We start from the raw sequence: 12,608 nt of genomic DNA on the forward strand, positions 1-12,608 counted from the left end.
CTCAAAGCCCAAAAGTGTCGCGGGGTGGAGCAGCCCGGTAGCTCGTCAGGCTCATAACCTGAAGGTCACAGGTTCAAATCCTGTCCCCGCAACCATTCACCACATCCGCCGCCCCAAAGGGCGGCGTTGTCGTTTGTGGCACACGTGCTTTCTGCGCGCGCCGTTACACCTGCTCACGGTGGTCGAGCAGATCATCCGCAGCGGCCCTCCCCCGCAGCCCCGTGTCGAATGGATAAGCGATCTCGACCCATTGCGCTTCCGCGTCGGATGTCCCCGCGTACAGCCGCGTCACCGAGCCGAGGCATTCGATGCCCGACGAGAAGACGACATCGACGAGGTCGGCCCGTTTCGCCGGCCCGGGCGCGAACTGATCGCGCGCTGCTATGATGCGATAGTCGCGCCATTGCCGCGTCGCAGGGTCGAAGACGAACGCCACGGCATAATAGCGCCGTACGCCGTACAGGATGTCGTCAACATAGTAAGCGGCGTGCGCAATGAGGCCGATCTCTCCCGTTTCGAGCAGATGCGCCTCGTTCACTCCGCCCCAATCGAGCGGGTGGAACATGTCCTCCAGCATCGGCGCGGCGTCGATCGCTTCTATGGTCAGTGCATCCAGCGTCGCGACCTCGGTATAGCCGATCGTGCCGCGGCCGCCCTTCGCGCCACGCGGACGGGTGAAGACGGCGATCCGTCCGTCGGCAAGCTCGCACAGGCGGATGTCCTTCATCCCGATCGGTCCGGAGAAGCACGGCCGCAGCGTGAGGATGTCGCTGCCCCGATAGAAGTTCGTTCTCCAGAACAGCGTGCCGTCGACATGGCCGACCTCGACGCCGCCGAACACGAGATCGCCGGAAATGTGGGTGACGAACGGGTCTTCCAGCCGGAAGCGCGGCGCGCCGTCGACCGGGTGCCAGATGCCGTCGCGCTCCTCGAAGAAGACGGCGATGGAGTCCTGGCTGTCGCGGGCCTCGACCCGCCCGGCAATGATCCGGCGGCCCGCGGAGACGAACGGCGCGGTGATGTTGTAGACGTCCCGCCCGTCGACGCCGGCGAAGACGAGCTTGCCGGTTCGCGGCGGCGTCGCTGCCCGGTCGGCGGCGAACGCCTCGTACAGCGTCTTGACGCGGGTGATGGTGCTGCGATCCACGTGGTCTTCCCCTTGCCGGTCGGCGCCAAAGCCCGTCGCGGCGGCTGTCATTTGAGGGTCAACGCCATACCCTGGAGGAAGTGGCGGCGGAACAGGATGAACAGCATGACGAGCGGTAGCGTCTGGAGCACGGCCCCCGCCATCACCGGGCCGGCATAGCCGCCATATTGCTTGCTGAACGTCGCCAGCAACACGGACAGCGGCATGCGGTCGGTGTCCGAGATGGTCATCAGCGGCCACAGGAAATTGTCCCAGGTGCCAGTGAAGGTGAACAGCGCGACGATGGCGATGATCGATGCGTTGAGCGGCACGACGACCTTCATCACCATCTGCCACAGGCTGGCGCGATCGAGCCGCGCGGCGTCGAGGAACTCCTCCGGCATCGCCTTGAACGACTGCGACATCATGTAGATGCCCCAGCCCGACATCATCGCGGGGAAGATCAGCGCGCCGAGGGAATTGAGCAGGCTGAGTTGTTTGATGAGGACGAACAGGGGCAGGATGAACAACGTCGTGGGGATGACCATCTGAATCAGCAGAAAATCGCCGAACAATCGGCGTCCGGGGAAGCGCAGGCGGGCCAGCGCGAAGGCGATGAAGGCGGAGGTGAGCAGCACCGAGGCGGTGACGCTGAGCGTCACGATCGCGGAAATGCCCAGCGCCTGGAGGAACGGACGGTGGAGCTTGTCGGCGGTGGCGAACAGGAAGCGGAAATTGTCGAAGGTGAAATCCCCCTCGAACAAGGCGGTGGTATAGATCTGCCCGGTCGGCTTGAGCGACGCCGCGACCATCCAGGCGAAGGGATAGAGCCAGGTCAGCGCCAGCGCGTAGATGGCGACCGTCGCCGCCCAGCCGCCCGGAGTACGCGAGCGCAGCAGGCGTGTGATCCGATCGCGTGTCATCATGCCAGCGTGACCTTTCGTTCGAACAGGCGCCGCGCCGCGAGGATCAGCAGATAGCTGGCGAGCGAGACGAGGATGCTCATCATCGCCGCATGGCTCGGCTGAAGACGGCGGAAGGCGGTTTCGTAGATCATCATCTGCGGCGTCACCGTGCTGTCGGCGGGACCGCCGCCGGTGATCAGGAAGGGTTCGGTGAACAGCCCGAACGACACCAGGATCGCGAAGATCAGCACCATCATCAGCTGCGGGTTGATCATCGGCAGCGTGATGCGGACCAGCCGGGTGAGCGGCCGGGCATGATCGAGCCGCGCGGCATCGTAGATCTCGCCGGGGATGGCCAGCAGGCCCGAATAGAGGATCAGCCCGTAATAGCCGACGAACTTCCACGCGACGACCAGCGCGATCGCGAGCATCGCCAGCGTCGGATGGTTCGTCCACGGGATGCGGACGCCGAACCAGCTGGCCATCGTCGCGTTGAGCGGACCCGTCGAACTGAAGATCTTGGTGAACACCAGCGACACCGCGACGCCCGACGACACGTTGGAGAGCAGGAAGCACAAGGCGATGAACGCCCTGCCCCGCCCGACGTGACGCAGTCCGAAGGCGACGACCAGCGCCCCCCCGAAGGCAAGCGGCAGGTAGAAGCCGAGGAAACGCACCACGTTCCACATCGCCTGCTGGAATTGCGGGTCCTGCACGGTGACGATCAGGTTGCGCGCGCCGGTGAAGACCGGTTCGTCGAAGAAGCGCCATTGCGTCACCGACAGGCGGGCGAGCCAGACGAACGGATAAGCCCAGAAGATCGCCGCGAACACCAGATAGGACAGCGCCAGCGATGCGCCGATTACCGCCTCGCGCGACCAGCGGACGCGGCGGCTCATGCCTGCACCGCCAGCCTGCGGTCGGTCCGCGCGACCGCGTCGGCGAGCGCCGCGGCGGGCGGCATCCGTCCGCTCATCAGCGGTTCGACCAGGTTCGTCGTCATGATCTTCTGGATATCGATCGTATGTTCGCTGAGCGCCGGCGGTTTTGCGGTGGCGACATGGTCGGCATAGGCGCGCGCGATCGGGTTGGCGCGGTAATAATCGGCGAAGCGCGGGTTGCGGAGCAGGTCGCCGCGTGCCGGCGACAGGCCCGTCCGCCGCAGCCAGAGCAGATTGAGATCCTCTTCGCCCAACACCCAGGACAGGAAGGCGAAGGCGGCATGCGCGACGCGGCTGCTCTTGAAGATCACGACGCCCTTGCTGTCGGAGAAGGTCGCGGCGGAGGCGTCGCGCGCGACGATCGGCCCCGCCGCGATCCGCGCCAGCGTGTCGGGATAGATTTTGGCGAACCGCTCGACGTCCCATGGCCCGCGCACTGCCCCGGCGGCGAGCCCCGAGACGAGCGGTTCCTCCGCGTCGAAGTCCATCGCGGTCCAGCCGCGGCGGAACATGCGGTCCATGAAGCCCGCCGCCTGCAACCCCGCCGCATTGTCGTACAGCGCATGCGCGCCCTGGAGATACGGCCGCCCGCCCGAGGCGGCATAATAAAAGGAGATGAAGTCGAACCAGCGGTCCGCCCACGACCGCCCTGCCACCACCTGCATCGCATAACGCTGGCGCGCGACGCCATAGCGTTCGGCGAAGGCATAGACGTCGTCATAGGTCCGCGGCGGTTCGCCGAAGCCGTGCTGTTCGAGCAGGTCCTTGCGCCACCAGATCAGCGTCGGGCTGGAATAGATCGGCAAGGCGCTGACCCGGCCGTCCTGCGTCCAGCCGGCCAGCACCGCACCCATGTCGCGCCGCGCGATCAGCGCGTCATAGCCGGGCATCGCCGCCAGGTTCTCGACCTGCCCGAGCGTGGCGAGCTGGACCGCGAAGCCGGAAAAGACGTTCGTGCACAGATCGGGCTCGGTCCCGGCGACCAGCGCGGACAGGACGGTATCTTCGGAACTGCCCGCGGTGGGGATGGTCGTGAAGCTGACCGGCAGGCCGCGGCCGAGCGCATTCCACCGTGCCACGGCGATCGTCCAGAACCCCTCCTCCGCATCGTTGGGCGCGACCCACAGGCGGATGCGGTCGGTCCGCTTCTCGTTGCGCCCGGACGAACATCCGGCGAGCAACGCAAGGCCGCCGGCGCCGAGCCGCAGCACGCCGCGCCGCGCGATCATGGCAATGGCGTCCCGTTGAGCGCGGTCAGCGCGAGCAGGCCCTCCACGGTCGATTCAGCCCCCGAATTGGCGTTCACGGTGGCCGGGTCGGCGATGCCGTCGAACACGCGGCCGCTGACCGGATCGTAGAGCGGCTGCCCGGCGACGTTGCTGCCCGAGAACCAGGCGAACAGGCGGCGCGCGGTGGCGCGATAATGCGGCTTGCCGGTGACGCGATACGCCTCCATCGCGGCGAGGACCATCGGGCTGAGCCCATAGGCGATCTGCGGGAAGTGGACGCCCCAGGCCGGATCGAACCGCCCTCCCCTGCCCCCGTCCGTGCCGCGCTTCACGTCCTCGCCCCCGGTCGTGCCGGGATGCTCCTCCCCGCCCCCCTTCGGGTCGAGCGAGAAGCTGGAGAGCATGCCGTGTTCGAGCAGATAGGGATAGAAATGGTCGACCTCGCGCAGCGCGCTGGCGGTGAAGTCGGGCCGGTCGAGCAGCGCACCGGCGCGCAGCAGCGCATAGGCCTGTGCATTGCCCCAGCCGTGCCAGACGTTGCGCCAGCTGCGATAGGCGCCATAGGGGAAGCGCGTGGCGTCCCCCGCCTGCATCCGCATCAGTCCCTCGCCGAGTTTCTCGATCAGCGTGCGCGTCCCGGCGGCGCCGGTGCGCTGGTAATGCGCGATCAGGCCGAGCATCGCGGTCGATCCCGCGTCGGCGCCGGAGCCGAACGGCAGCCAGATCGGCGCGGTGCTGTCGCCGGTCATCGTCGGGTCGGCGGGTTGCGCGGGCAGGTCCACCTCCAGCCTGGCGACGAGCCGGTCGGCCGCGGCGCGGGCGCGGGCGGCGGTGGGGCCATCCGCGGGCAGCCGCCGCAGCGCCGCCTCCAGCCCCCACAAGGCGCGTAGCGACCACCAGTTGAGCTCGGCACGCGAGGTCCGGTATTCGCGGTTGATACGCCCGCCGGCCCAGATGAAATTGTGGAAATAGCCGTTGTCCGCCTGCATGCGGACGACGAAGCGCGTCATCAGGTCGAGCTGGCGCAGGCGCGCCGCATCGAGCGTCGCCGGCGCGGCGAGCAGCACCATGGCGCGCGCGACATCGTCGACACAGGCATAGCCCTCGCGCGGCTCGATCGCGAAGCGATAGTCCGGCGCCTCGCTGTAGATGTTGAGCACGCCGACCTGCTCGCCGCCGACCGTTGCCTCGGCAAAGAGGTGATTGACATGGCGCAGGCTGACGGCGACGGGTGGCTCGGCGACCGCCGCCGAGGACGAGGAGAGGAAGGCGGTGGGCCGCGGCGTGGCGCAGGCGAAGCACAGCAGAAGGGGAAGCAGCGTCGCGCCCCGCACCATGCGTGCGGCATTCAATCTGGCGTCACGCGCACCGACCATCCGCTGCGATCATCCTCTCGGGCCCATGATTAACAAGTGGCTGGTTTAACGTTAAACAGCGGCGGTTGTGCGTGTCAACCGGCCCCGCTAGGCTGTTGAAAAGCGGGATCGACCACCGAATGGATCGACCCGTGGGGAGGATCGGGACGGTGCGGGCGAAGCGGGCAACCTTGAAGTCGATCGCGTCCGACCTCGGCGTGACGCATACCTCCGTCTCCAACGCCTACAACAATCCCGCCAAGGTGTCGGCAGCGTTGCGCGAGCGCATCTTCGCGCATGCCCGCACCGTGGATTACGACGGCCCCCACCCCGCCGCACGCTCGCTGCGCACCGGCCGCTGCGGCGCGATCGGCGTCGTGTTCAATGACTCGCTGAGCTACGCCTTCATCGACCCGCACGACATCGCCTTCCTCCGCGGCGTCGCGACGGTATGCGAGGAGGCGGGCGCGAACATCGTCCTGATCCCGCTCAATGCCAGGGACGCCGGCCGGATCGACACGCTGACCGCGCTGGTCGACGGCTATATCTTCAACGCGCCCTATCGCAGCCATCCGGTGATCCGGAAGGCGCTGGCGCGCGGGCTGCCGACCGTGCTGGTCGATTTCGCCGCGCCCGAGGATGCACCGGGCCATGCGAGCGTCCTCACCGACGACCGGGCGATGATGCGCGCCGTCGTCGCGCACCTGCTGGCGCTGGGCCATGTCGATGTGGGGATCGTCACCTTCCCCAGCACGGAGGGGCATGACGCGATCCTCGCGCTCGATGCCGAGGTCTCCGCGGACAATCATGTGGTGTACGAACGGATCATGGGCTGCCGCGACGGCTTCGACGCCGCGGGGATCGCGCAGGCCGGCGTGCTGGTCTGCGAAACGACGAACAGCGAGGCGGGCGGCCGGGCCGCCGTCGCGCGCCTGCTGGCGCGCCGCCCGGGCCTGACCGCGCTGGTCTGTTTCTCCGACCGGCTGGCGCGCGGGGTGATCGCGGGATGCGCGGCGCGCGGGCTGGCGGTGCCGCACCGGATGTCGGTCACCGGCTTCGACGGGATCGAACCGGCCGGCGGCGCGCCGGGGGCGCTGCGCCTGACCACCGTCCGCCAGAACGCGTTCGACAAGGGGCGCAGCGCCGCCGAATGCCTGTTGCGCGCCGGCGCCGACCCGCGCGCGCAGATCCGCATCGCCGCCGAATTCGTCGTCGGCGAAACCAGTGCCGAAGCGTGGGCGTTGGACGGGCGATGACGGCATTGGTCCTGAGCGCGCTCGGCAAGTCCTTCGACGGCGTCGAGACGATCCGCGGCATCGACCTGGAGGTGGCCGCCGGCGAGTTCGTCGTGCTCGTCGGCTCGTCGGGCTGCGGCAAGTCGACCGTGCTGCGCATGATCGCCGGGCTGGAGGAGGTGTCGACGGGCACGATCCGCATCGGCGACCGCGATGTCACGCATGCCCCGGCGGCGACGCGGGGCGTGGCGATGGTGTTCCAGTCCTATGCCCTCTACCCGCATATGACGGTGCGCGAGAATTTGAGCTTCGGCCTGCGCAACATGAAGGTGCCGCGCGACCGGATCGCCGAACAGGTCGCGCACGCGGCGGCCATCCTCGAACTCGACACGTTGCTCGACCGGCTGCCGCATCAACTGTCGGGCGGGCAGCGCCAGCGCGTCGCGATCGGCCGCGCGATCGTGCGCGACCCCGCGATCTTCCTGTTCGACGAGCCGCTGTCGAACCTGGATGCGGACCTGCGCGTGCGGATGCGGCACGAACTCGCGCGGCTGCACAAGCGGCTGGGCAGCACGATGATCTATGTGACGCACGACCAGGTCGAGGCGATGACGCTCGCCGACCGGCTGGTGGTGCTCGACAAGGGGCGGATCGCGCAGGTCGGCACCCCGCTCGACATCTACAACGCCCCCGCCAACACCTTCACGGCGGGGTTCATCGGCAGCCCGCGCATCAACCTGCTGCCGGCACGCGTCGTCGCGCGCAGCGACGATGGCGCCGCGTTCGCCTTCGCCGGGGGGGCGGGCTTTGCCGCGCCATGCGGCGGCGCGGTGCGCGTCGGCGACGCGGTGACGATCGGCATCCGGCCCGAACATGTCCGGCTCGACCGCGGTGCGGACGGCGTCGCGCTCGACCTGACGGTCGAGGCGGTGGAGGCGCTGGGCCATTCGACCTTCCTCTATGGCGCGCTGGCCGGCGCGGGCGAATTCCGCGCGAAGCTCGACGGGCATCATGCGGTGTCGGTGGCGGACCGGCTGACGCTCTACGCCGACCCGCGGCGCATCCTGCTGTTCGACGCCGACGGCCGCGCGATCCGCGGCTGAGCCGGCCGATCTGGCGGCTTGCACGCCTTTGTGTTGATCGTTAAACCTAATGATCCGTTGAGGACCTATATTCAAACAATGGATGCGGTCGCCATCGGACAACAGGGAGAGGGTGGCATGACGGCCGCACAGCGTATGCGTTTGCTTGGCGTGGCCGGGATGGCCACGGTTCTGATCGCGACGATGCCCGCATCGGCGCAGGAGCGCGAGGCCCCTGCCCCTGTGCCCGCCCCCGCCCCTGCCGAACCTGCACAGGCGCCTGCGCCCGCCGCCGCGGTGCCCGCCGAGGACGGCCAGAGCGGCGAGATCGTCGTCACCGGCCTGCGCGAGAGCCTGAAGCGCGCGGTCGATATCAAGCGCGCCGCGCCCAATATCGTCGATTCCATCGTCGCCGACGACATCGGCAAGCTGCCCGACCAGAATATCGCCGAGGCGATCCAGCGCATCCCCGGCGTCACCATCTCGCGCGACAATGGCGAGGGGCAGTTCATCACCGTCCGCGGCCTCGGCCCCGCGTTCAGCACCGCGCTCTACAACGGCCGCATCCTCGCCACCGAGAATGCCGGCCGCGAGTTCAGCTTCGACATCCTGCCCGCCGAGCTGATCAACCGCGTCGACGTGTCCAAGACGCCGACCGCGTCGCAGGTCGAGGGCGGCATCGCCTCGACCGTCGACATGTACACCGCGCGGCCGTTCAACTTCGACGGCACGAAGGTCGTCGTCTCGGCGCAGGGCAATTACGACCGGCTGCGCGGCCAGGCCTCGCCGCAGGCGTCGGGCCTGTTCAGCACGACGCTGGCCGACGGCCGGTTCGGCATCCTCGGCGCGATCTCGTACATCGATCGCAAGATCGAGGGGCGCCGCATCTTCACCGACGGATGGGAAGCCAACCAGACGCTCGACGTCAACAAGGACGGCACCCCCGACTTCCGCGGCGTGTCGATCCCGACCTATGTCGAATATGGCGTCAACAGCACCAGCCGCAAACGCCTGTCTGGCCTGGCGACGGTGCAGTGGAAGCCGAGCGACACGCTGCAGCTGACGCTCGACGGCCTGTATTCGAAGCTCGACGTCAACGACGATAACAAGGTGTTCTTCGTCTATGGCAGCCCGGCGGACGTCACCGCCGCGACCGTCGACAAGAACAACACGGTGACCAGCTACACCGGCATCGGATCGGGGCCGACCATCACCAACCAGGTCCGCCCGCGCCTCGCCACGACCTATGAGGCGGGCCTCAACCTCGAATGGAAGCCGATGGCGGAGCTGTCCGGCTTCGTCGACCTGTCGTGGTCGCGGGCGACCGACGACACCGGCGGCAACCAGGCGTGGTTCGAGTCCAACCTCGCCACCCCCAGCTATTCACCCGCCGCGGTCAAGTTCAACCTCAGCAAGGACGGCCTGCCGGTCTATACCGGGCTCGGCAATATCCTCGACACGTCGAACGCGCGCGCCGGCTATTCGACGCTGGAAGGCGTCAGCATCGCGGACGAGATCTACCAGCTCAACTCGCAACTGAAATATGTGGCGGACGCCGGGCTCTTCCGCGGCCTCACCGTCGGCGTGAACTATTCGGACCGCAAGAAGGACCGGTCGTCCTACAAGACGCCCGACGCGCTCCAGAGCGTGTTCACCGGCGTGCCCTATCCGCAGAGCGTGTTCGGCAAGCCGGCGGACGCCGCCGACCTGTTCGACGTCGGCATGTTCCCGGGCGGCTTCCCGGCCTATGCGATCGCCGACCTGCAGACGTATCTGCTGAGCGACACGGCGATCAATGCCACCGCCAACCCGGCCGCGACGCGCGCGCTGCTGGCGGCGAACGGCGGCGGCTTCGGCGCGGTGCTGGTGCCCGGCAACAGCGGCTCGGCGCAGGAGCGCACGATCGGCACCTTCGTCCAGGCGGCGTTCGGCGGCGACATCGGCACGCATGCCTGGTCGGGCAACATCGGCCTGCGCTTCACCAAGACCAACGTGGTCTCGCGCGGGTTCGGGCAGGAGATCCTGAGCATCACCACCCCGCCGGGCCTGGACCCGATCGTCAACCTGTCACCGGCGCAGCCGATCACCGCCAGGGCCTCCTATGCCGAGCTGCTGCCGAGCGCGAACGTCAAGATCGACGTCGTCAAGGACGTCGTCTTCCAGGCGGCGGTCGCCAAGACGCTGACGCGCGCGACGTTGAGCGACCTCCTGCTGATCCGCAACATCAACCCGCGACCGCGTGAGCGCGCGATCACCGACGGCAATCCCGGCCTCCAGCCGATGATCGGCTGGAACTATGACGCGGCGCTGACCTGGTATCTCGACCGGTCGAGCTATTTCAGCGTCGCCGCGTTCCAGAAGGATCTGTCGAACCTGAGCGAGACGGTGACCAGCACGATCCAGGTGCTCGGCCTCGACTTCCGTCGCACCCGGCCCGAGAATATCGGCGGCCGCTCCTATCGCGGCATCGAATTCTCCGGCCAATATACCTTCACCGGCCTGCCCGCGCCGTTCGACGGGCTCGGCCTTCAGGCCAACGTCAGCCTCGTGAAGCCGGATGCGACCACCTACAACGTCGTCGGTTTCTACGAAAAGGGCCCGATCCAGCTGCGCCTGGCCTATAATTACCGCAACGCCTACCAGCAGACGCTCGCCGGCAATCGCGGCCAGCCGGTCGACGTGGCCGCCTACGGCATCTGGGACGCGAGCTTCAACTATGCGCTCAACGACCACGTCACGGTCTTCGCGCAGGGCCTGAACCTGTTCAACGAGAAGACCTTCCAATATTCCGTGTTCGAGGAACGGACGATCACCTACGAGACGTACGGACCGCGGTTCGCGTTGGGCGTACGGGCCAACTTCTGAGCCGGAATGCCTCAGGCCGGTCGGTGCGATACGGGGTCCGGTGAGAGGATGGTCAAAATCCTACGCTAAGCCCGGCGACCGGCCCGATCAGGATCGAGTTTCGGGAATGACCGGGTTTGGTGGTTAGCTGCCGTTGGACATCAATCCGTCCCGCGCTCGAACGATGCCACGCGGCCGTGACGATCCAGCTTTATGAACAACCATTCGTTGTCGATGGCGAACATCGAACCATCGTTCCCTAGGACGTAAATCATATCCGCTCCGCGCCACTTGTACGTCGTTGTGGGTGGCCCGAGAAGGGCGACAACCTGTTGACGCGGCATACCTTTGAGTACGTGTCGCGCGAGAAAGTCGGGCAGCATATCAGCGCGACCACGACCCGTAAGATCAGCACTCCGCCACTTGGCCTGATCGAAGGTTACGCCGGGAGAACAACCGGTCACTAGCAGGGCGGCTAGGATAAGGGCTCGCATCGAGGGATGCTCGCACGAGCATTGCATGTCTGCAACTGGGCGGAAGCGGAACGTCCGCTGTGGGGATGGCGACTGCGCATGTTGACGTCTGATTGTGGTGGAAAGCGGACCTTGCGCCCTTTGTGATCTACCGCCAAAATCCCGGAATGCCAGACGATCAGGTTCGCGTGAGAGCAAGCATCCGGTTTCTGTCCACGGAAGAGGGCGGAAGAAGCTCATCGCTGTCCGGCGGGGGTAGATACAGGCCAAACCACAACTTCTTCGGCCCGGACGACCGCGATATGTGCATTGGTCTGATCGAATTGCCAGAAGGCGAGCAAGTCGCGCCGGGCGATACAATCCAGACGGAAATGACCCTCTGGATTTATCCGGCTGTTAAGGTCGAAATTGGCGCCGGTCGGCAGTGGCGCATACAAGAAGGCGGCAAGCTGGTGGCGGTGGGCAAAATCCTTGAGGTTCTCGATCCCATCACCTAAATGTGCGCAGTTGGGCGTAAGCAGTCGTGCGCCACGCCAGGCCGCGAATGGCCGATGCTGATAGGTTAGCGGACACCTGTCATCAAGATGGCGATGTCAGCTTTTAGTGAAGGCCGGAACCAAAACGGCTTACCCTAAGGTGTAACGGCGCTGAAAGCTTGGACGGCGATCACCTCGCGTTGGCATTTGCCAAGACAAACGGCATAACTCCTTTCCATGCTCGTGCCGAGCATGATGGAGGTAAGAACGATGGGATGGTTTGAAACGGCTTCGATTATCGCGGCGAGTGTGTCTGCACTCTTCGGAGACATACAAGCGGAGGAGGCGTCAAGCGCATCAGCGGCTCCGCCTAAGATGATCAGCAATCCGATCGGATTCGAGGACTACCCACAACGAGCTTTGCGAAACAACGAGGAGGGCTACGTGTCGGTCGACGTTAGCGTCTCAGCGGATGGCGCCCCCTTGTCATGCGAGATTACTGAAAGTGCCGGGCACTCGGCGCTTGACGAGGCGACTTGTAGACGGCTGATGAAGGCGCGTTTCGAACCGGCGCGCGACCCGCATGGCGTCGCAGTTGCCGGCAACTTCCATACCTCAGTCGGCTGGAGCATGCCATCCCCAGGCGTGGTGCCCGACAACCGCGTGTTTGTACCGGTCGCGGCTCTGCCGAACGGCTACGTGGAGGCGACCTCGACCTTTCTGTCGTTCGATGCCGCTGGCTCTCTGGCCACCTGTGAAATCAAGGCGTCCAGCGGGAGTAAAGCATTTGATGAGATAGCCTGCGATCTTTTGCGCAAGCAGATGAAGATAGCTCCACCTCACGCCCTCGGGAATGCGCCAGCAGCAGGGTACCGCTACGTCCCCGTCGCGGCTTTCCCGACTTCAAGGCGGTGAGTGCGAAGTTTGGAGGCGCGACGTATG

10 protein-coding genes and 1 tRNA gene are annotated in these 12,608 nt (G+C 66.5%); 6 read left to right on the forward strand and 5 right to left on the reverse strand.

What is annotated here, in order from left to right; genetic code table 11:
• Positions 1 to 18: 18 nt before the first annotated feature.
• Positions 19 to 95: transfer RNA gene (locus HD841_RS13550), tRNA-Met, on the forward strand.
• A 68-nt stretch (positions 96 to 163) separates the two neighbouring features.
• Here HD841_RS13550 and HD841_RS13555 read toward each other — a convergent pair.
• The 5 genes from HD841_RS13555 to HD841_RS13575 are packed head-to-tail and all read right to left on the reverse strand — an operon-like array spanning position 164 to position 5,577.
• On the reverse strand, positions 164 to 1,147 hold the full coding sequence (locus tag HD841_RS13555; protein WP_218845560.1) for a DUF1861 family protein: 984 nt from the start codon (positions 1,145 to 1,147) through the stop codon (positions 164 to 166).
• Positions 1,148 to 1,194: 47 nt separating this feature from the next.
• Positions 1,195 to 2,052: a carbohydrate ABC transporter permease gene (locus HD841_RS13560; protein ID WP_218845561.1), complete on the reverse strand. Its 858-nt coding sequence runs from the start codon at positions 2,050 to 2,052 to the stop codon at positions 1,195 to 1,197.
• A complete protein-coding gene (locus HD841_RS13565) occupies positions 2,049 to 2,930 on the reverse strand; it encodes a carbohydrate ABC transporter permease (protein ID WP_179509436.1) in 882 nt (293 codons plus the stop codon). The genes HD841_RS13560 and HD841_RS13565 overlap by 4 nt, the downstream gene beginning before the upstream one ends.
• Positions 2,927 to 4,201 carry an ABC transporter substrate-binding protein gene (locus HD841_RS13570; RefSeq protein WP_179509437.1) on the reverse strand — a complete coding sequence of 425 codons (1,275 nt, stop codon included), beginning with the start codon at positions 4,199 to 4,201 and terminating at the stop codon, positions 2,927 to 2,929. The genes HD841_RS13565 and HD841_RS13570 overlap by 4 nt, the downstream gene beginning before the upstream one ends.
• Positions 4,198 to 5,577, reverse strand: a complete 1,380-nt coding sequence (locus HD841_RS13575) for a hypothetical protein (RefSeq protein WP_179509438.1) — start codon at positions 5,575 to 5,577, stop codon at positions 4,198 to 4,200. Before HD841_RS13575 ends, HD841_RS13570 begins: the two co-directional genes overlap by 4 nt.
• 170 nt (positions 5,578 to 5,747) lie before the next feature.
• Between HD841_RS13575 and HD841_RS13580 the strand changes: the two genes are divergently transcribed.
• The 5 genes from HD841_RS13580 (at position 5,748) to HD841_RS13605 (ending at position 12,581) form a co-directional block, all read left to right on the forward strand.
• Positions 5,748 to 6,812 (forward strand): LacI family DNA-binding transcriptional regulator, encoded by a 1,065-nt coding sequence (locus tag HD841_RS13580; protein WP_179509439.1) that lies wholly within the window; start codon positions 5,748 to 5,750, stop codon positions 6,810 to 6,812.
• Positions 6,809 to 7,894 carry an ABC transporter ATP-binding protein gene (locus HD841_RS13585; RefSeq protein WP_179509440.1) on the forward strand — a complete coding sequence of 362 codons (1,086 nt, stop codon included), beginning with the start codon at positions 6,809 to 6,811 and terminating at the stop codon, positions 7,892 to 7,894. Before HD841_RS13580 ends, HD841_RS13585 begins: the two co-directional genes overlap by 4 nt.
• Positions 7,895 to 8,053: 159 nt before the next feature.
• Complete coding sequence (locus HD841_RS13590) at positions 8,054 to 10,738, forward strand: TonB-dependent receptor (protein WP_179509441.1); 2,685 nt, start codon at positions 8,054 to 8,056, stop codon at positions 10,736 to 10,738.
• A 619-nt stretch (positions 10,739 to 11,357) separates the two neighbouring features.
• Positions 11,358 to 11,687 carry a hypothetical protein gene (locus HD841_RS13600; protein WP_179509443.1) on the forward strand — a complete coding sequence of 110 codons (330 nt, stop codon included), beginning with the start codon at positions 11,358 to 11,360 and terminating at the stop codon, positions 11,685 to 11,687.
• Positions 11,688 to 11,903: 216 nt separating this feature from the next.
• The gene (locus HD841_RS13605; RefSeq protein WP_179509444.1) at positions 11,904 to 12,581 is read left to right on the forward strand and encodes an energy transducer TonB; all 678 of its coding nucleotides are present in this window, start codon (positions 11,904 to 11,906) and stop codon (positions 12,579 to 12,581) included.
• The last annotated feature ends 27 nt before the right edge of the window (positions 12,582 to 12,608 follow it).

The organism is Sphingomonas melonis (genome assembly GCF_013409985.1).
GTDB classification, from domain to species: domain Bacteria; phylum Pseudomonadota; class Alphaproteobacteria; order Sphingomonadales; family Sphingomonadaceae; genus Sphingomonas; species Sphingomonas melonis_A.

Excerpts from the sequence above, each read along its gene's own strand:
- HD841_RS13565 (WP_179509436.1), bottom strand. The coding sequence starts at position 2,930 with ATGAGCCGCCGCGTCCGCTGGTCGCGCGAGGCGGTAATCGGCGCATCG.
- HD841_RS13575 (WP_179509438.1), bottom strand. The coding sequence starts at position 5,577 with ATGGTCGGTGCGCGTGACGCCAGATTGAATGCCGCACGCATGGTGCGG.
- HD841_RS13585 (WP_179509440.1), top strand. The coding sequence starts at position 6,809 with ATGACGGCATTGGTCCTGAGCGCGCTCGGCAAGTCCTTCGACGGCGTC.
- HD841_RS13560 (WP_218845561.1), bottom strand. The coding sequence starts at position 2,052 with ATGATGACACGCGATCGGATCACACGCCTGCTGCGCTCGCGTACTCCG.
- HD841_RS13605 (WP_179509444.1), top strand. The coding sequence starts at position 11,904 with ATGCTCGTGCCGAGCATGATGGAGGTAAGAACGATGGGATGGTTTGAA.
- HD841_RS13590 (WP_179509441.1), top strand. The coding sequence starts at position 8,054 with ATGGCCACGGTTCTGATCGCGACGATGCCCGCATCGGCGCAGGAGCGC.
- HD841_RS13600 (WP_179509443.1), top strand. The coding sequence starts at position 11,358 with ATGCCAGACGATCAGGTTCGCGTGAGAGCAAGCATCCGGTTTCTGTCC.
- HD841_RS13570 (WP_179509437.1), bottom strand. The coding sequence starts at position 4,201 with ATGATCGCGCGGCGCGGCGTGCTGCGGCTCGGCGCCGGCGGCCTTGCG.